Here is a 16,510-nt window from a genome sequence, read left to right on the forward strand (position 1 = left end):
GACAAAAAAGCCCCGCACCTGCGGGGCTTTTTCATGGCCGGCTCATTGCACCGTGATGGTGATCTTGTTCGAGATCACCGGTGGGTCCAGCGGCACGTGGTGCTTGTCGCCGACCAGCAGCTGCAGGGTATGGGTGCCCGGCGGCAGGCTCAGCTCGGTCTCGGTCTGGCCCTTGCCGAAGTGCAGGATGTGTTCGGTTGCCGGTAAAGGCACGTCCAGCAGTGGCAGGGTGCTCACATCCACCAGCAGATGATGGTGGCCGGTGGCGGGGAAGTCGACGCCGGCGGGCGCCACGCCCATGCCCTTGAGGCCGAACTTGACGCTGAAGGTCTGGCCGACGCTGGCGCCGTCGGCCGGCTCGATGAAGTACACCTCGGCCCCCGGCGGCGCTGGCAGCTGCGGAACCGCGTTCTCGGCCAGCGCCGGCAGGGGTGTGCAGAGCAGGGCGCATAGGCCCAAGGTGTGTAGGGAGTTACGCAGGGAGAGACGCATGGCAGGCTCCTTTCGATGGCAGTCTGCACTGACCTTAGTGCGCTGGCGTTGCACCTGCGCGGTCAGTCGTCGCGCCGCTCCAGGCGCGCCAGCTCGGCAGCGGCCTCGGCCAGCTGGGTCTCGTTGAACACCTGCACGCCGGCGCGGCGCAGCAGGGTGGCGGTCACGCCTTCGCCCGCGACCAGGCTGCCGCTGAAACTGCCATCGTAGGCCTGGGTGTTGCCGCAGGATGGGCTGCGCGCCTTGAGCACCGCTACCCGCAGGCCGTGCTGCAGGACCAGGCGCAGGGCGATCTCGGCGCCGGCGACGAATTCCGCGGTCACGTCGGCGCCAGCGTCGGTCAGCACCGGCTGGCGGCCGTCCAGCACTTCTGCGCCCTGGCCGCCGGGGATTTCCGCCGGCGGCCGCGGCGTGGGCAGGCCGCCTGCCACCTCCGGGCACAGGGCGACGATGCGTCCCTCATCCTGCCAGCGCTGCAGCAGGTCGTAGGGCCCGTGGGCGCCGCCGTCGTAGCGCACCTTGTGGCCGAGCAGGCAGCGGCTGACCAGCAGTTTTTCCATCAGGCGCGTCTCCTGAACCAGCCGGTGAGCGACAAGCGCTCGCGGGTCGCCGGCAGCACCTCATGGGGCAGCTCGGCGGAGATGAACAGCACCAGGGTGCCGGCCGTGGGCAGCACGTCCAGCGCGACGCCGTCCTGTGGGTAGAGGCGCAGGGTGCCACCCTGCTCGGTCTGCCAGTCGTCATTGAGGTAGTAGACGGCGGACACGGTGCGGCGGTCGTCGTCGCGGAAACGGTCCAGGTGCTTCTGGTAGAAGGCCCCCGGCGGATACAGGGCGAAGTGGCTCTCGTAGTCTTCCAGGCCCAGGTAGAAGGCCTGGTTGAGGGCCTGGCGCAGCTCGTCCATGGCCTGCAGGTATTGGTCGCAGGCCGCGCTCTGGCCCTGTTCCAGCCACTGGATGCTGTCGCCGCGGATGCCCTCGCGCACCGCCAGGCCCTGGCCGCGACCGACGCCGGCCGGGCTCAGTGCACCGTCTTGCGCGCGGCTGCGGCACTCGGCGGCCAGTTCGCGGGTCAGAGTTTGCGGCAGGGCATGCGCCTGCCGCGACCAGCCCTGGCTGGCGAGGTCGTCGATGATCTGCGGCAGGAGCCGCTGCAGGTGCTGGTCGGTCATGCGCCGATTCTACCAGCGCCGCCTGCGGGCCCCTACAATAGCCGCGCCAGACAGGAGTTATTCATGCGCGCCGTTTTTGCTCTGTTCATGCTGCTGTGCAGCTTCGCCGTTTCCGCCGACGACCACGCCCGGCTCTACCAGAGTGCCGGCTGGCCCGAGCAGCGCGCGCATTTCGGCGAGGCGCTCAAGCTAGCCCAGCAGCGCTACCAGGGCACCCTGCCGCCGGCGGTGTTCCAGGCCCTGGTGACCAACAGCAACCGGCGTTTCGAGCCGGCGGCCATGGACCAGCGCGCCCAGGCCGCGCTGCGCATGGCGCTGGCCGATCCGCGGCCGGCGCTGCAGTTCTTCGAGTCACCACTGGGCAAGCGCGTGGTCGCCGCCGAGATCCGTGCCAGTGCCCGCGACCAGCTGGCCGCCCACGCCAACGGTCTGCCCGTCGTGGAGGCATCCGCCACCCGCCGCCTGCTGATTCGCCATCTGGCGCAGGTCGTGCCGGCCACCGAGGCCGGCGCCGAGGTCAGCCTGGCCCTGGCTGGCGTCGCGGCCGACAGCCTGAGCTCGATGGTGCCCGGCCTGTTTGGCGGCGACCAGGCGCAGGCGCTGGTGCAGAGCCAGCGCGAGCGGCTGATGCAGCAGATCGAGGCGGATATCGACAACACCCTGCTGCACGTCTATCGCGACCTGTCCGACCCGGAGCTGGACGAGTTCGTCGCCTTCGCCGAGTCGCCGGCCGGCAAGGCCTACTACCAGGCCGCCGTGGCCGCGCTGCGTGCAGGGCTGGCGGCAGGGCAGAGCGAGCAGAATATCCAGCCGGCCCAGCAGGGCATCTGACGATTCATCGCCGGGCCGCGTAGACGCGAGTCCTAGCGCAAGCGTTCGCTGAGAAAGGCGAAGTACTCGCGGCGGATGCCTTCGCTCTCGTTGACCAGGTGATGTCGCGCGCCCGGGATGCGCAGTATCTCCGGTTGGTCGAACTTGTCCTGCAGCACCTGCAGGTTGTGCCGCCAGTCCACCGTCATGTCCGCCTCGCCCTGCACCACCAGCGGCCGCTGCACGCTGCGCGGGGCCTTCTCGAGGCGCGGAATCCATTTGGCCAGGGCGCCGACCCAGGCGGTCGGCAGGTGGCGCGGCTGCAGCGGGTCGCGGTTCTGCAGGAAGTCGAGGAACTCGGCGTCGTTGGAGTTGGCCGAGAAGCGCCGGGGAATCTCGCGACGGAACGAGCCGATCAGGTGGTAGCTGAGCTTGGACAGGCCCCAGGCCCGTGGCCGCACGAGGGGCGCCAGGAGGATGGTGGCGCCGGGCTCCGGACGCGGTTCGCCGAGCAGCAGGAAGTCCAGCAGGATGGCGCCGCCGGTGCTCTGCCCACAGAGATGCCAGGGCTGCGGCAGGTCCAGGCTGGCGGCCTCGGCGAACAGGCACTGCAGGGTGCGCTGGTAGGCGGAGAAGTCATCGATGCTGGCTCGTGCGCCTTCGGACAGGCCGTGACCGGGCAGGTCGCAGGCCAGCACGGCGAGGTTCTCGCCCAGCGCCCAGTCGACCACGTGGCGGTACAGACCCATGTGGTCGTAATAGCCGTGCAGCAGGATCAGTGTCGCCTTGGGCTCAGGTGGCGTCCATAGCTGCGCCACCAGGCTCAGTTCGTCGCACTCGAAGCGGCCCAGGCGACTGCGCATCCCGGCATGCTGCGGCAGGTCCAGGCCATAGTAGCGCTGGTAGGCCAGGGCCTCGGCCTCCAGCGGCTGGGTGGCCGCGGCCAAGGGTCGCAGGCCGGCGCGCAGGCGCTCGGGCTGGAAGGGCTCTGGCAGGGTCTGAGGCATGGCGGTCATGGCGTCTTCGGTGGTGGTGTGGGACAGCCGATATTCAGCTGTCGGGCACGGCGTGGCAAGCTAGGCACCTTTCTTCCGATTCCATTCTCATGTCGCCGCGCCACAAGACGCTTCTCGTCAGCCTGATCGCCATCCTCTGGCTGGGCGCCATGCTGGCCGCCTTCTGGTGGTTCCAGGCCCGCTATATCCGTCCCTTCGAGGCGCGCACCGAGCTGTTCTCGGGGGCCGACCTGCGCCTGCCGGCGGAGCTGGCCGGGCCGGGGCCGATCCGCCTGGTGCACTTCTGGGACCCGGGCTGCCCGTGCAATGTCGGCAACCAGCAGCATCTCGGCGAATTGGTGCAGGCGTACTCGGGGCGCGGGGTGCAGTTCTACGCGCTGCAGAAGGCCGGCAGCCACGGCCGCCTGCCGGACAACCTGCAGGCGCTGCAGCCGCTGACCGAACTGCCGGGCAGCGAGCGCTTGCCGGCCAGCCCGGCGGTGGCGATCTGGGACCAGCAGGGCCGCCTGGCCTACTTCGGCCCCTACAGCGAAGGCGCGCTGTGCACCTCCAGCAACAGCTTCATCGAGCCGATCATCGAGGCGCTGCTGGCGGGGCGCCCGGTGCGCGCCGACAGCAACCTGGCCGTAGGCTGTTTCTGCGACTGGCAGGAGTGAGGCCTGCTTACTCCCGCGGCCCCAGGCGCAGATCCACCTCGCCGAGCAGCTCGCCGCCGCTGCCGAAGCTGCGCTCCATTAGGCGCACGCCGCCATCGCCGTGCAGCACCAGGGCACTGCTGGCGCGGGTGCCGTAGCCGGGACCGACGATGAACACGGTGGCCAGCAGCATCTCCCAGTCGACGCCCACGCCGGTGTCCGGCAGCAGCACCCGTGGCGGCTGCTGGCGGTCGCCGAGCAGCGCCAGCAGGTTGGCCGGCTGCGGATCGTCGAGGGTATTGGCCAGCGCCGCCGTGGCGCGCAGCACCTTGGGCCATGGCGTATCCAGGTCGGCGTTGGACAGGCCGTAGACTCCGGGCATCAGGCGGCGTACCTCGGCCAGCTCGGAGTTGAAGAAGTACAGCGCGCGGCGGTCGCCGAGCAGCAGGTTGAAGCCGCTGTACTGCTCCAGTCGCGGTGCCAGTTCGGCGAGGAAGGCCTCGGCGTCCATCTCGCCACGCAGGTATTCCAGCGGCAGCTCGCCGCGCGAGCGCTCACCGCGTGGCTGGCGCGGGTCGCGGATATTGGTCAGGGCGGCGAAGCGGCCCTCGGCCGTCACCCCCAGCCAGGTGCCGCCGGCCAGCAGGTCGCGGCCGGCGTACACGCCGGGAGCGTCTTCCCATTCGCCCAGGGGCAGGGTGGCTCGCTCATAGAACTCGTCGCGGTTGGCGGCCAGCACCAGCGGTTGCGGGTGTCTGGGGCGCCAGGCGAAGACGATCAGGCACATACCGCCTCCAAGGGCCTGTGATCAGGTGCCTGGAGTCTAACAAAGCCATGGGCATCCATCGCCTCGGCTGGAGGGCAGGGTGCCCATCCGTTACCATGCCGCTTCGTTTTAGGGGGTTGCATGGAATTCCTGCTCTATCTGCTGCTGGGTGCGGCGGCCGGTGTGCTGGCCGGACTGTTCGGCGTCGGCGGCGGCATCATCATCGTGCCGGTGCTGGTGTTCAGCTTCACCGCTCAGGGCTTCGATCCGGCGATCCTGACCCACCTGGCGGTGGGCACCTCGCTGGCCACCATCATCTTCACCTCGATCAACTCGGTGCTGGAGCACCAGCGCAAGGGCGCCGTGCTGTGGCCGGTATTCGCCTGGATGGCGCTGGGCATCCTGCTCGGCGCGGCGGTCGGCGCGGCTACCGCCGCGGCGATCCAGGGGCCGATGCTGCAGAAGATCATCGGCGTGTTCGCCATCATCATCGCCATCCAGATGGGCCTGGGTCTGAAACCCAAGGCCAGCCGCACTGTCCCAGGCAAGCCCGGGCTGACTGGCGCCGGCGTGGTGATCGGTTGGGCCTCGGCGATCTTCGGCATCGGCGGCGGCTCGCTGACCGTGCCGTTCCTGACCTGGCGCAGCGTGCCCATGCAGCAGGCGGTGGCGACCTCCTCGGCCTGCGGTCTGCCGATCGCCGTGGCCAGCGCCCTGAGCTTCATGCTGCTGGGCTGGAACGAGGCGCACCTGCCGGCGTGGAGCCTGGGTTTCGTGTACCTGCCGGCGCTGGCCGGCATCGCCATCACCAGCATGTTTTTCGCCCGCATCGGCGCGCGCCTGGCGCACCGCCTGCCGGCCACCGTATTGAAACGACTGTTCGCCCTGCTGCTGTTGTGCGTGGGCGTGAGCTTCCTGATCTAAGGAGTCGCAATGCTGACTTATCCGCAGATAAACCCGGTGGCGCTGGACCTCGGCCTCATCAAGATCCACTGGTACGGCCTGATGTACCTGGTCGGCATCGGCGGCGCCTGGTTCCTCGCCAGCCGCCGGCTGAAGGACTTCGACGCCAGCTGGAGCAAGGAGAAACTCTCCGACCTGGTGTTCTGGGTGGCCATGGGCGTGATCCTCGGCGGCCGCCTGGGCTACGCGCTGTTCTACGACCTATCCGCCTACGTGGCCGACCCGCTGAAGATCGTCCGCGTCTGGGAAGGCGGCATGTCCTTCCACGGCGGCCTGATCGGCGTGATGCTGGCCACCTGGTGGTTCGGCCGGCGCAACGGCAAGAGCTTCTTCGAGCTGATGGACTTTATCGCCCCTCTCGTTCCGATTGGATTGGGTGCCGGGCGCATCGGCAACTTCATCAACTCCGAGCTGTGGGGCAAGGTCACCGACGTGCCCTGGGCCATGGCCTTCCCCAATGGCGGGCCGGACCCGCGCCACCCGTCGCAGCTGTACCAGTTCGCGCTGGAAGGCGTGGCCCTGTTTCTGATCCTCTGGGCCTACTCGCGCAAGCCGCGCCCGACCATGGCGGTGTCCGGCCTGTTCGCCATCTGCTATGGCGTGTTCCGCTTTATCGTCGAGTTCGTCCGCGTGCCGGACGCCCAGCTCGGCTACCTGGCCGGCGGCTGGCTGACCATGGGCCAGGTGCTGTGCCTGCCGATGATTCTCGGCGGCCTCGGCCTTATGATTTGGGCCTATCGCCGCCAGGCCGTTCAAGGAGCCGTGCAATGAAACAGTACCTCGACCTGATGCGCCTGGTGCGCGAGACCGGCACCTTCAAGAGCGACCGCACCGGCACCGGCACCTACTCGGTGTTCGGCCACCAGATGCGCTTCAACCTGGCCGGCGGCTTCCCGCTGGTGACCACCAAGAAGTGCCATCTGAAATCCATCATTCACGAGCTGCTGTGGTTCCTCCAAGGCGACACCAACATCAAGTACCTGAAGGACAACGGCGTGCGCATCTGGGACGAGTGGGCCGACGAGAACGGCGACCTCGGCCCGGTATACGGCTACCAGTGGCGCTCCTGGCCGGCGCCCAATGGCGAGTCGATCGACCAGATCAGCAAGCTGATCGAGATGATCAAGAACAACCCGGACTCGCGGCGCCTGATCGTCTCCGCCTGGAACCCGGCGCTGGTCGATGAGATGGCCCTGCCGCCGTGCCACACCATGTTCCAGTTCTACGTCGCCGAGGGCCGCCTGAGCTGCCAGCTGTACCAGCGCTCGGCCGACATCTTCCTCGGCGTGCCCTTCAATATCGCCAGCTACGCCCTGCTGACCCTGATGATCGCCCAGGTCTGCGACCTGCAGCCGGGCGACTTCGTCTGGACCGGCGGCGACTGCCACCTGTACGCCAACCACATCGAGCAGACCGACCTGCAGCTGACCCGCGAGCCGCTACCGCTGCCGACCATGCGCCTGAACCCCGACGTGAAGGACCTGTTCGCCTTCAAGTTCGAGGACTTCGAGCTGCAGAACTACCAGGCCCACCCGCACATCGCCGCGCCGGTGGCGGTGTAACCAGCCTTAGCCTGCCAGCCCCGCCGCCAGATGATCGATCAACACCCGCAGCTTCGGCGGCAGGTGGCGGTTGGGGTGGTAGAGCACCCAGGCGGTGCCCTGGTAGGAGCCGGTGTAGCGCCAGTCGGCCAGCACCTGCACCAGTCGCCCTTCGGCCAGCGCCTGGGCGGCGGTGAAGTGCGGCAGGCAGGCGATGCCCAGGTGGTTCAGCGCGCCGTTCAGGCGGACCTCGCTGTGGTTGCTGGCGAAGCGCCCGGCCACCGCCACCATGCACTGCTCGCGGCCGTCGCTGAAGTGCCAGCGGTGATCGTCCGCCACCTCGTCCAGATACAGACACTGGTGCCGCACCAGCTCCTGCGGGTGCTGCGGCGTGCCGTGGCGCGCCAGGTATTGCGGCGTGGCGCAGAGCAGTTGGCGCACCTGGCATAGCGGGCGCCCGGCCATCTGCTGCGGTGGCTGCTCGGTGATGCGCACGATCAGGTCGAAGCCGTCGGCGATCAGGTCCGGGCTGCGGTCGCTGAGGTTGAGGCTGACGTCCACCTCCGGATAGCGCACCAGGAAATCCGCCAGCAGCGGCGCCACCAGGTACTTGCCGAAGGCCTTGGGCACCGACAGGCGCACCTGGCCGCGTGGGTGGCTCATCAGTCGCTCGCCCACGGCTACCGCTGCCTGGGCCGCCGCGAGCATCTCCCGGCAGCGCTCGAACACTTCACCGCCGGCCTCGCTCAGGCGCAGGCGGCGGGTGGTGCGCTCCAGCAGGCGCAGGCCCAGCGCGGCCTCCAGCTGGGCGACCTGGCGGCTCAGCGCCGAACCGCTGGTATGCAGCTGGCGGGCGGCGGCGGAGAAGCTGCCGCACTCCACCACGCGGACGAAGCTGGCCATCAATGGCAGCAGGTGCTGGGTCTGATTCGTGCTCATGGGGAACGAGTCATGTTCGAAATGGTTGGATTATCGCGGTGTGATGCCCAATGGACAATGCCGCTCTGTCCCGAAGTAGCGCTGGAGCCACCATGACCACCCTGAGCCAACCCCTGCGGGCCCGCCTGCTGCACACCAGCGACCTGCTTCTGCTGCTGGTGGCGCTGGTGTGGGGCACCAGCTACGGCGTGGCCAAGCAGGCGCTGCTGTTCTACCCGGTACTGGGTTTCCTCGCCGTGCGCTTCTGCATCACCTTCCTACTGCTGGTGCCGCAGCTGCGCGGCGAGGGGAGGCGTGCCTGGGCACCCGGCTTGCCGCTGGGCCTGGCCCTGCTGGCGATCTTTCTCTGCGAGACCTACGGCGTGCAGCTGACCACGGCGAGCAACGCGGCCTTCCTGATCAGCCTGTGCGTGGTGCTGACGCCCTTCGTCGAGTGGCTGATGCTCGGCCAGCGCCCGGATGCGCGCCTGCTGCCGGCGGTGGCGCTGTCGCTAATCGGCACCTGGCTGCTCAGCGGTGGCGTCCACCTCGACTTCGGCCTGGGCGATGGCCTGATGCTGGCCGCCGCGCTGCTGCGTGCCTTCCAGGTATGCCTGACCCGCCGTCTCACCGCCAATCGCCAGGTGCCGCCGCTGGCGCTGACCGCCGTGCAGTCCGGGGTGATCGGCTTCGGCTGTCTGCTGCTCGGCGCGCTGCTGTTGCCCTACGGCCTGCCGCCGTTGCCGGCCGAACCGGCATTCTGGGTCGGCAGCCTGTATCTGGTGCTGTTCGCCACGCTGTTCGCCTTCTACGTGCAGAACTGGGCGCTGGGCCGCAGCAGCCCGACCCGGGTCAGCCTGCTGATGGGCAGCGAGCCGCTGTTCGGCGCGCTGTTCGCCGTGCTCTGGCTGAGCGAGGAGCTGAGCCTGCAGGCCTGGATCGGCGGCCTGCTGATTGTCGCGGCGACCCTGTGGACCAGCCTGGCGCGGCGCTGAAACGCCGGTTGTCGTGATCGGCCCGTGCACCTGGCACGGATGGACCTGGCGCAATGGCCGGCGAGGCGCTTCACTGCCGATGCTATTTCCGTTCGCCGACGCGCTCACGAGAAAGCGGCCCGACGGACCGGGTAGTGGTTAGCCAACAACACCGACAAGAACCGGCACCACAAGGAACCTCACCATGCACTCTCGCCTACTGCGCCGCGCGCTGGCCGTCGCCTGCCTGCTCGCGCCGCTCTCCGCCGTTGCCCATTCGAGCAACGCCTACTCCAGCGACAGCAACCTCAACTACCGCAACAGCGACTGGATGGCCGCGCTGGACGGCGCCAAGCGCGTGCGCCAGTTGTCTGTGCCGGGCACCCACGACTCGCTGTCGTTTTATGGCGGCGACATCGTGCGCACCCAGTCGCTGCCGCTGCGCACCCAGCTGGAGGCGGGCATCCGCGCCTTCGACGTGCGCGCCCGGCACATCGACAACGTGTTCGCCATCCACCATGGCCCGGTGTACCAGCACACCATGTTCGGCGACGTGCTCGACGCCATGGTCGCCTTCCTCGCCCAGCATCCGGGCGAGACGCTGCTGGTGCGGGTCAAGCCCGAACACACCGAGCAGAATGTCAGCCGCAGCTTCGAGGCCACCTTCACCGAGTACAACGCCCGCTACAGCGGCTACATCTGGCAGCCCACCGGCCAGGACCCGCTGCTCGATGAGGTGCGCGGCAAGATCGTGATCCTGCAGAACTTCGCCGGGGCCACTTACGGCCTGGACTACTCCGGCTCGTTCGACACCCAGGACGCCTACAACCTGAGCAGCAACTGGGACCTGTACGGCAAGTGGGAGAAGGTCAAGGCGCAGGTCTGGCGGGCCAATGGCCGTGGCCACAGCTCGATCAACTTCCTCAGTGGTTCGGGCGGCTCCTTTCCGTACTTCGTCGCCAGCGGCCACTCCAGCCCGCAGACCGGTGCGCCGCGCCTGCTCACCGGGCGCACCACGCCGGGCTGGAAGAGCAGCTACCCGGACTTCCCACGGGTCGGCTGCTTCATCGGCATCTGCTCGATCGCCTTCGAGGGCACCAACGACCTGACCCGCAACCTGCTGGACGCCCAGCGCGGCAAGCTCGGTCATGTCGGCATCGTGTTCGCCGACTTCCCCGGTGCCGGGCTGATCGACGCCATCATCCGCGTCAATCAGGTGCGCTGACGGCGCTCAGGCGCCGAGCAGCTCGCCGGTCAGGGCATCCACCTGCTCGCGCCGCTCGGCCTGTTCCAGGCGCGCGCCGGGATTCAGCGACGACCATTGCGGATGCGCCCGCGCCCGGCGCAGGGCCTCGGGCAGCCGGGCCTCGCGCCAGGCGCTGTCCAGCGGCTGGTCCAGGCGGATCGCCGCGGTCGCCGCGTGGCCGCGGGCGAGCAGGGCGGCCAGCAGCTGGCGCTGACGCAGGGCGAGCAAGCGCAGCACGTTGTCGTCCACCGTCAGTTCGCGCTGGCCCTTGAGCTTGCCGAGCAGACGCCCGCCGAAGTTGCGCGCGGTCTGCAGGCCGCCACCGGCCAGGGCGCCGAGCAGCGCGGCGGCGCCCAGGGTCACGCCGCCCACCAGCAGGTCGATGCCCACCCCGGTGGCCGCACCGGCGGCCATGCCGCCGCCGACTTTCACGCCGAGCTGGCGCAGGGTCTCCGGGTTGAACAGGTCATCGCCCCAGCGCCCGTCCGCCAGCGGCAGGTCGCCGGCCTGGGCATCGTCCGGGCGGAAGGCATACAGGCGCAGCAGCGCGTCGACGCACTGCTGCTCGCGGCGGCGGATGGCCTGGTGCAGGGCGGCGATCTCGCCCTGTTCGATCTGCGGCTGGGCCGCCACGCTGCGCCGGCAGGCGGCGCAGTCCACCAGCAGTTCGGCGATCAGCCGTGCGCCGGCCTGGCGGCGGGCTTCGTCCTGGGCCTCGTGGTCGAGGATTAGCCGCTCCAGTTGCGGGCGTGCCGGTTCCACCAGCAGGGCCAGGCTCTCGTACAGGCGGCGCTCGCCATCCAGCGGCGGCGCCACGGTGTCGAACGCCACCCGCGCATGCAGGCCGAGACGGGCCAGGGCCTCGCGCCATTCCGGCTCGCGCTGGGCCGCGGCGGCGCCGAAGTTGAGCACCGGCAGCAGCGGCTTGCCACAGCCGGCCAGCACCTGCAGCTCGTCGCGGTACTTGGCCAGCACCGGCTCGCGGGCGTCGATCACGTACAGCCCGGCATCGCTGGCCAGCAGTTGGCGCAGCACCTTGGCCTCCTGCTCGAAGCGCTGGCGCGCCTCGGCGCTGTCGAGGAAGCGCGCCAGGCGCGCCGGGCCGTCCAGCCGCTCGCCGGGGCGCTCCAGGCGTTCCAGATAGTCGAGCAGGGCGATGGCGTCTTCCAGGCCGGGGGTGTCGTACAGCTCCAGCAGCGCTTCGCCGTCCACCGACAGGCGCGCGCCCTCGACGTGACGGGTGGTGCTGGGCCGGTGCGAGACCTCGCCGAAGCCGACGTCACGCAGCAGGGTGCGCAGCAGCGAGGTCTTGCCGACATTGGTGTGGCCGACCACGGCCAGACGCAGCGGTCTGGTCATGGCCGCTCTCCAGTTCGTAGCCCGGATGTCATCCGGGGTGGAGCTGCCTGCTTCCCGGATGGCATCCGGGCTACGCGATCAGTCATGTCCAGTCTCCAGCCAGGCCAGTGGCGCCGCATCGGAGAAGGCCAGGCCGAGGCGCTGCAGGGCCTCGTGCCAGTCACCCAGGCGCTGGCTGTCCAGCGCCTCGCCGGGTGGTGGCGGCAGCAGCCAGACGCGGGTGGCGGCGGCCGTGCGCGACAGCTCGCCGAGCAGCGCCAGGGTGCCGCGATCCGGCGAGCGTCGCGGGTCGACGGCGACGGCCAGGCGCGCCGGCGGAAAACGGCTCAACTGGTCGAGCAGGTGCTGGCGCTGTTCGCGGCTGTCCAGCACACCGGCGTTGGCTACGCCTTTGCCCACTTGCGGCGGCCAGGGTCGGCTGTCGTCCAGCTCCACCGCCACCAGCAGGGCGCCGTCCGTGGCCAGCGCGCTGTGCCCGCTCAGAGGTTGGTGCAGCGCCTGCGGCTCCGCATCCAGCACGCCGAGGCGTTCGGCCGGCGGTTGCAGACGCTCGGCCAGCAGCCGGTAGCCGGGCAGGGCGAGGTCCAGGCGCAGGCGCGCGCTGTCGTGCCACCAGCGCCACAGGCACAGCAGCAGGAACAGGGCGCGCGGCAGCAGGCCGAACACCAGCAGCACGCCGAGCAGCCAGCCGGCCCAGGCATGCCGCGCCGTTTCCACCAGCAGGGCGGAATCGCCGCTGGCGCGGATGGTGTCCACGTCCGGCAGCGGGAAGCCGAGCAGGGCGGGCAGGGCGCCGAGCAGGTGGGTGAGGGCGACGAAGGCATCGCTGCCGAGCAGGGTGGTCTCCCAGACGAAGCCGTAGCGCTGGGTGCTGAGCAGGAGCAGGAGCATCAGCGTGGCGGCGAGCAGCGCCACCAGCCACAGGCCGTGGACCAGGGCGCCGAGCAGCCAGCGGTTGAGGCGCCGGCGCTGCAGCAGCAGGACCAGCGCCGGGCCGAGCTGGGCGGCCGCGGCGTCGCGCGCCAGCTTCTCGCTGAGCCACAGCCACAGGCGACCGAGGGCGGCCTGGTGCTCGCCGGCGAAGGCGATACCGAGCAGCCAGGCGAGCAGGGTCAGCAGATGAATGCCGAGCAGGCTGCCCAGGGCCCAGAACACATTGACCGGGCGGCTGCCGTCGCCGAGCGCCGCCAGGGCCAGCCCGGCGCCGCCGACCAGGGCCAGGATCAGCAGGGCCAGCAGCGCCAGGCGTGCGCCCTGCAGCCAGTGACGCTGGGCCTGAAGCTGGCCATCGCGCCTGGCCAGGAACAGGGCGCGGGCCTCGATGCGGCTCGCCAGGGCGCCATCGGTCTGGCGCGCCAGGCGGTTGGCCTCTACATCTTCCAGCGGGCCGGCGTGGTCCTCGCGCAGGCGAATGGCTTCGCACAGCCAGAGGCGTTGCAGGCGCGAGCGGGGAGGCGGGGGACTGTTTGTCACGCGGCGTTCCGTCTGCGGGTCGAGGGCCAAAGCATAACCGCTGCGCCGCGCCTGGGGAAAAGTCCGAGTTGTGGCGCGCCGTCGGCTGCGACTAGGCTTCAGGCACAACAACGAGAAGAGCACAGCCATGAAGCTGCCCCCCCTGGACTGGGTCAACCACGACTCGCCCTACCTGCGCCAGTTGCGCGAGGGATTCCGCCTGCTCAATTTCGACGGAGAGCTCGAGGCGGCCTACCACCACTACCACGCCAGGGTGTTCCTGATCCGCATGCGCTGGTCGCTGCTGGTGGCCATCGTGCTGTTCCTGGTCTTCGCCGTGCTGGACTCCATCAGCCTGCCGGACGAGGTGCGTAACCCGACGCTGACGATCCGCCTGGGGCTGATAGGGCCCGTGCTGCTGCTGAACTGGTTGGCGACCTATCGGAGCCGCCTGCTCGGCAGCCTGCAATTGCTGGGAGGGGTCTGCGCGCTGGTCTGTGGCATGGGCGTCGTCGGCATCATCTGGGTCGCCCGAGCTCACGGCTACCCGCTGCCCTATGAGGGCATCATCCTGGTCACGGTGTTCTTCTACTTCCTCACCGGCCTGCGTTTCGTGGTCGCCTCGCTGTGCGGCTGGCTGATCTTCCTCGCCTACCTGGCGATGGAACTGATCAACGATCTGGATGGCGCGGTGCTGCTGTACAACCTGTTCTTCCTGGCCACGGCCAACGTGATCGGCTCGGTGGGCTGCTACTTCCTCGAGTACGCCACGCGGCAGAGCTTCCTTGCCCAGGGTCTGCTGCAGGACCTGGCGGAGAAGGACTCGCTCACCGGCCTGTTCAACCGCCGCGCCTTCGGTGAGCGTGCCGAGGCCAGCTGGCGCCAGGCCCAGCGCGAGCAGCAGCCGCTCGCCGTGGTGATGATGGATGTGGACTTCTTCAAGCGCTACAACGACCACTACGGCCACAATGCCGGCGACGAGGCGCTGCGCGGGGTGAGCCGGGTGATCGGCGCCCAGGCCCGGCGTCCGCTGGACATGACCGCGCGTTATGGCGGCGAGGAGTTTGTCGGCCTCTGGTACGACCTGGACGAGGCCGCCGTGATGCAGATCCTCGAGCAGCTGCGCGCCGAAGTGGAGGCCCTGGGCCTGGCCCACGCCAAGTCCGATATCGCGCCGGTGGTGACGCTCAGCATCGGCCTGGCCTGGCTGGTGCCGCAGCCGCACCAGAGCCTGGCCGACGCCCTGCGCCTGGCCGACGTGGCGCTGTACCTGGCCAAGGAGCAGGGGCGCAACCGGGTGGTCGGCAAGCGGCCGGGCAGTAGCCAGGTGGCCTGAGCCTGCGCCAGCCGGTATCCTCGCGCTCATGAAAACGACTCTTCCCCTCTGCCTGATCGCCGCCCTCGCCGACAACCGTGTGATCGGTCGCGACAACCAGCTGCCCTGGCACCTGCCGGCGGACCTCAAGCACTTCAAGGCCAAGACTCTCGGCAAGCCGATCATCATGGGGCGCAAGACCTGGGATTCGCTGGGCCGCCCGCTACCGGGCCGGCTCAACCTGGTGGTCAGCCGCCAGGCCGGGTTGCAACTGGAGGGCGCGGAAGTCTTCCCGTCGCTGGACGCCGCCATAGTGCGCGCGGACGAATGGGCCTGTGAGCAGGGCGTCGACGAGCTGATGCTGATCGGCGGCGCCCAGCTCTACGAGCAGGGCCTGGCCCAGGCCGCGCGCCTGTACCTGACCCGCGTGGCGCTGCAGCCCGAGGGCGATGCCTGGTTCCCGGCCTTCGCCGAGGCTGACTGGCAGCGCAGCGAGAGCGAAGCGCACGAGGCGACCGAAGCGTCGCCGGCCTATTGCTTCGAGACCTGGCAGCGCCGCTAGGACTTTTCTGCACTGACATTGATCGACGTCGCCTTCGTTCGAAGGGGGCGCCCTATGCTTTTGCCTTTACCCGCTGAAATTTGCACATGACCGACCCTATCGATACGCCCGAGGCGGAAACCGTCGCCGCCATCTTCGTCCGCCATCCGCTGTGGGAGGATGCCCTGGCGCTGCTATTCGGCACCGCCCTGGTGGCCCTGGGCATCGCCTTCTACAGCCACGCCGGGCTGCTCACCGGCGGCACCGTGGGCGTGGCCTTCCTGGCCAAGTATCTGGCCGGCTGGCCTTTCGGCCTGGTGTTCTGCCTGGTCAACCTGCCGTTCTACGCGCTGGGCATCTGGCGCCTGGGCTGGGGCTTCACCCTGCGTACCGGTTGCGCGGTGCTGCTGGTGTCGCTGCTGGCCGAGCTGACCCCGGGCTGGGTCGCCTTCACCCATCTCAACGAGCTGTATGCCGCGCTGTTCGGCGGCGCGGCCATGGGCCTGGGCCTGCTGATGCTGTTCCGTCATCGGGCCAGCCTGGGCGGGGTGAATATCCTCGCGCTGTTCCTGCAGGAACGCTTCGGCCTGCGCGCCGGCGCGGTGCAGATGGCGATCGACGCGGTCATCGTGCTGGCGGCGGTGTTCGTGGTGACGCCGGACAAGGTGGCCCTGTCGGTGCTCGGGGCGGTGATGCTCAACCTGGTGCTGGCGATCAACCACCGCGCCGATCGCTATACCGGCGTCAGCTGAGACGGATCCGGACTAGGGCTGCAGCTCGATCAGCTCGGCGCGGGGTTCGCCGTTGTCGATATGCAGCAGGGCGACGGCGATCGGTAGCCTGAAGCGCCGTGGTCCGGCGCTGCCGGGGTTGATCCACAGCAGGCCGGCGCGCTCCTCGATCAGCGGCTTGTGCGAATGGCCGGTGATCACCACGCGCACGTTATCCGGTAACTGCGCCGGCACATGCGCCGCCTCGTGCACCAAATACAGGCCGACCCCGCCCAGCTGCAGCGTGGCCTGCTGCGGCAGCTCGGCGGCCCAGTCCAGCCCCTCGTCGTTATTGCCGCGCACCACCGTTAGCGGCGCCAGCTCGCGCAGGGCGTCGAGAATCTCCGGCCTGCCGATATCGCCGGCATGCACGATATGCGCGCACCCCTGCAGCGCCGCCAGCGCCTCGGGGCGCAGCAGGCCGTGGGTGTCGCTGATCAGGCCGATCTTCATGCTGTGCTCCGAGAAACCCGCATGGCCGTTCGCGGGTTTCACCCGCCCTACAAAGCATAAGCCCGGCGCGGGGCCGGGCTTATGTGGG

General features: G+C 69.4%; 19 protein-coding genes. 10 read left to right on the forward strand and 9 right to left on the reverse strand.

What is annotated here, in order from left to right; translation table 11 throughout:
• Positions 1-42: 42 nt before the first annotated feature.
• From FFS62_RS20265 to FFS62_RS20275, 3 genes are all read right to left on the reverse strand, one after another.
• Positions 43-480, reverse strand: a complete 438-nt coding sequence (locus FFS62_RS20265) for a DUF4399 domain-containing protein (protein ID WP_256662344.1) — start codon at positions 478-480, stop codon at positions 43-45.
• A gap of 74 nt (positions 481-554) precedes the next feature.
• Positions 555-1,052, reverse strand: a complete 498-nt coding sequence (locus FFS62_RS20270) for a DUF523 domain-containing protein (protein ID WP_137974662.1) — start codon at positions 1,050-1,052, stop codon at positions 555-557.
• On the reverse strand, positions 1,052-1,663 hold the full coding sequence (locus tag FFS62_RS20275) for a 2OG-Fe(II) oxygenase (protein WP_137974663.1): 612 nt from the start codon (positions 1,661-1,663) through the stop codon (positions 1,052-1,054). Before FFS62_RS20275 ends, FFS62_RS20270 begins: the two co-directional genes overlap by 1 nt.
• A gap of 63 nt (positions 1,664-1,726) precedes the next feature.
• Between FFS62_RS20275 and FFS62_RS20280 the strand changes: the two genes are divergently transcribed.
• Positions 1,727-2,494, forward strand: a complete 768-nt coding sequence (locus tag FFS62_RS20280) for a DUF2059 domain-containing protein (RefSeq protein ID WP_137974664.1) — start codon at positions 1,727-1,729, stop codon at positions 2,492-2,494.
• 32 nt (positions 2,495-2,526) lie between these two features.
• Here FFS62_RS20280 and FFS62_RS20285 read toward each other — a convergent pair whose 3' ends face one another.
• Complete coding sequence (locus tag FFS62_RS20285; RefSeq protein ID WP_137974858.1) at positions 2,527-3,468, reverse strand: alpha/beta hydrolase; 942 nt, start codon at positions 3,466-3,468, stop codon at positions 2,527-2,529.
• A 110-nt stretch (positions 3,469-3,578) separates the two neighbouring features.
• Between FFS62_RS20285 and FFS62_RS20290 the strand changes: the two genes are divergently transcribed.
• Positions 3,579-4,145, forward strand: a complete 567-nt coding sequence (locus tag FFS62_RS20290; RefSeq protein ID WP_137974665.1) for a DUF6436 domain-containing protein — start codon at positions 3,579-3,581, stop codon at positions 4,143-4,145.
• Positions 4,146-4,152: 7 nt separating this feature from the next.
• On the opposite strand, the gene FFS62_RS20295 is transcribed toward FFS62_RS20290, so the two are convergent.
• Positions 4,153-4,911, reverse strand: a complete 759-nt coding sequence (locus tag FFS62_RS20295) for an NRDE family protein (RefSeq protein WP_137974666.1) — start codon at positions 4,909-4,911, stop codon at positions 4,153-4,155.
• A gap of 120 nt (positions 4,912-5,031) precedes the next feature.
• On the opposite strand from FFS62_RS20295, the gene FFS62_RS20300 reads away from it, so the two are divergent.
• The 3 genes from FFS62_RS20300 to FFS62_RS20310 are packed head-to-tail and all read left to right on the forward strand — an operon-like array spanning position 5,032 to position 7,415.
• On the forward strand, positions 5,032-5,814 hold the full coding sequence (locus FFS62_RS20300; RefSeq protein ID WP_137974667.1) for a sulfite exporter TauE/SafE family protein: 783 nt from the start codon (positions 5,032-5,034) through the stop codon (positions 5,812-5,814).
• Positions 5,815-5,823: 9 nt separating this feature from the next.
• On the forward strand, positions 5,824-6,624 hold the full coding sequence (lgt, locus tag FFS62_RS20305) for a prolipoprotein diacylglyceryl transferase (RefSeq protein WP_137974668.1): 801 nt from the start codon (positions 5,824-5,826) through the stop codon (positions 6,622-6,624).
• A complete protein-coding gene (locus tag FFS62_RS20310; RefSeq protein ID WP_137974669.1) occupies positions 6,621-7,415 on the forward strand; it encodes a thymidylate synthase in 795 nt (264 codons plus the stop codon). Before lgt ends, FFS62_RS20310 begins: the two co-directional genes overlap by 4 nt.
• A gap of 6 nt (positions 7,416-7,421) precedes the next feature.
• On the opposite strand, the gene FFS62_RS20315 is transcribed toward FFS62_RS20310, so the two are convergent.
• A complete protein-coding gene (locus FFS62_RS20315; RefSeq protein ID WP_137974670.1) occupies positions 7,422-8,333 on the reverse strand; it encodes a LysR family transcriptional regulator in 912 nt (303 codons plus the stop codon).
• 92 nt (positions 8,334-8,425) lie between these two features.
• Here FFS62_RS20315 and FFS62_RS20320 point away from each other — a divergent pair, with 92 nt between their 5' ends.
• Positions 8,426-9,307: a DMT family transporter gene (locus FFS62_RS20320; protein ID WP_137974671.1), complete on the forward strand. Its 882-nt coding sequence runs from the start codon at positions 8,426-8,428 to the stop codon at positions 9,305-9,307.
• A 184-nt stretch (positions 9,308-9,491) separates the two neighbouring features.
• On the forward strand, positions 9,492-10,511 hold the full coding sequence (locus FFS62_RS20325) for a phosphatidylinositol-specific phospholipase C (RefSeq protein WP_137974672.1): 1,020 nt from the start codon (positions 9,492-9,494) through the stop codon (positions 10,509-10,511).
• Between the two features lie 6 nt (positions 10,512-10,517).
• Here the strand turns inward: FFS62_RS20325 and FFS62_RS20330 are convergent, their stop codons facing one another.
• Both FFS62_RS20330 and FFS62_RS20335 read right to left on the reverse strand, forming a co-directional pair.
• Positions 10,518-11,891, reverse strand: a complete 1,374-nt coding sequence (locus FFS62_RS20330) for a DUF3482 domain-containing protein (protein WP_137974673.1) — start codon at positions 11,889-11,891, stop codon at positions 10,518-10,520.
• 78 nt (positions 11,892-11,969) lie between these two features.
• The gene (locus FFS62_RS20335) at positions 11,970-13,364 is read right to left on the reverse strand and encodes a DUF2868 domain-containing protein (RefSeq protein WP_256662329.1); all 1,395 of its coding nucleotides are present in this window, start codon (positions 13,362-13,364) and stop codon (positions 11,970-11,972) included.
• A 127-nt stretch (positions 13,365-13,491) separates the two neighbouring features.
• Between FFS62_RS20335 and FFS62_RS20340 the strand changes: the two genes are divergently transcribed.
• The 3 genes from FFS62_RS20340 to FFS62_RS20350 all read left to right on the forward strand — a co-directional run bounded on the left by FFS62_RS20340 (position 13,492) and on the right by FFS62_RS20350 (position 15,951).
• The gene (locus FFS62_RS20340) at positions 13,492-14,679 is read left to right on the forward strand and encodes a diguanylate cyclase (RefSeq protein WP_137974675.1); all 1,188 of its coding nucleotides are present in this window, start codon (positions 13,492-13,494) and stop codon (positions 14,677-14,679) included.
• A 28-nt stretch (positions 14,680-14,707) separates the two neighbouring features.
• Entirely contained in the window at positions 14,708-15,220 is a 513-nt protein-coding gene (gene folA / locus FFS62_RS20345; protein WP_137974676.1) for a type 3 dihydrofolate reductase, read from the forward strand.
• Positions 15,221-15,306: 86 nt separating this feature from the next.
• Positions 15,307-15,951: a YitT family protein gene (locus tag FFS62_RS20350; RefSeq protein WP_137974677.1), complete on the forward strand. Its 645-nt coding sequence runs from the start codon at positions 15,307-15,309 to the stop codon at positions 15,949-15,951.
• 12 nt (positions 15,952-15,963) lie between these two features.
• On the opposite strand, the gene FFS62_RS20355 is transcribed toward FFS62_RS20350, so the two are convergent.
• Positions 15,964-16,422 (reverse strand): metallophosphoesterase family protein, encoded by a 459-nt coding sequence (locus FFS62_RS20355; RefSeq protein WP_137974678.1) that lies wholly within the window; start codon positions 16,420-16,422, stop codon positions 15,964-15,966.
• Positions 16,423-16,510 lie beyond the last annotated feature (88 nt).

Source organism: Pseudomonas sp. F(2018) (assembly GCF_005508865.1).
In the GTDB taxonomy this organism is placed as follows: domain Bacteria; phylum Pseudomonadota; class Gammaproteobacteria; order Pseudomonadales; family Pseudomonadaceae; genus Aquipseudomonas.

Excerpts from the sequence above, each read along its gene's own strand:
- FFS62_RS20270 (WP_137974662.1), bottom strand. The coding sequence starts at position 1,052 with ATGGAAAAACTGCTGGTCAGCCGCTGCCTGCTCGGCCACAAGGTGCGC.
- FFS62_RS20350 (WP_137974677.1), top strand. The coding sequence starts at position 15,307 with ATGACCGACCCTATCGATACGCCCGAGGCGGAAACCGTCGCCGCCATC.
- FFS62_RS20320 (WP_137974671.1), top strand. The coding sequence starts at position 8,426 with ATGACCACCCTGAGCCAACCCCTGCGGGCCCGCCTGCTGCACACCAGC.
- FFS62_RS20315 (WP_137974670.1), bottom strand. The coding sequence starts at position 8,333 with ATGAGCACGAATCAGACCCAGCACCTGCTGCCATTGATGGCCAGCTTC.
- FFS62_RS20325 (WP_137974672.1), top strand. The coding sequence starts at position 9,492 with ATGCACTCTCGCCTACTGCGCCGCGCGCTGGCCGTCGCCTGCCTGCTC.
- FFS62_RS20355 (WP_137974678.1), bottom strand. The coding sequence starts at position 16,422 with ATGAAGATCGGCCTGATCAGCGACACCCACGGCCTGCTGCGCCCCGAG.
- FFS62_RS20295 (WP_137974666.1), bottom strand. The coding sequence starts at position 4,911 with ATGTGCCTGATCGTCTTCGCCTGGCGCCCCAGACACCCGCAACCGCTG.
- folA (WP_137974676.1), top strand. The coding sequence starts at position 14,708 with ATGAAAACGACTCTTCCCCTCTGCCTGATCGCCGCCCTCGCCGACAAC.
- lgt (WP_137974668.1), top strand. The coding sequence starts at position 5,824 with ATGCTGACTTATCCGCAGATAAACCCGGTGGCGCTGGACCTCGGCCTC.
- FFS62_RS20290 (WP_137974665.1), top strand. The coding sequence starts at position 3,579 with ATGTCGCCGCGCCACAAGACGCTTCTCGTCAGCCTGATCGCCATCCTC.
- FFS62_RS20330 (WP_137974673.1), bottom strand. The coding sequence starts at position 11,891 with ATGACCAGACCGCTGCGTCTGGCCGTGGTCGGCCACACCAATGTCGGC.
- FFS62_RS20310 (WP_137974669.1), top strand. The coding sequence starts at position 6,621 with ATGAAACAGTACCTCGACCTGATGCGCCTGGTGCGCGAGACCGGCACC.
- FFS62_RS20300 (WP_137974667.1), top strand. The coding sequence starts at position 5,032 with ATGGAATTCCTGCTCTATCTGCTGCTGGGTGCGGCGGCCGGTGTGCTG.
- FFS62_RS20340 (WP_137974675.1), top strand. The coding sequence starts at position 13,492 with ATGAAGCTGCCCCCCCTGGACTGGGTCAACCACGACTCGCCCTACCTG.
- FFS62_RS20275 (WP_137974663.1), bottom strand. The coding sequence starts at position 1,663 with ATGACCGACCAGCACCTGCAGCGGCTCCTGCCGCAGATCATCGACGAC.
- FFS62_RS20280 (WP_137974664.1), top strand. The coding sequence starts at position 1,727 with ATGCGCGCCGTTTTTGCTCTGTTCATGCTGCTGTGCAGCTTCGCCGTT.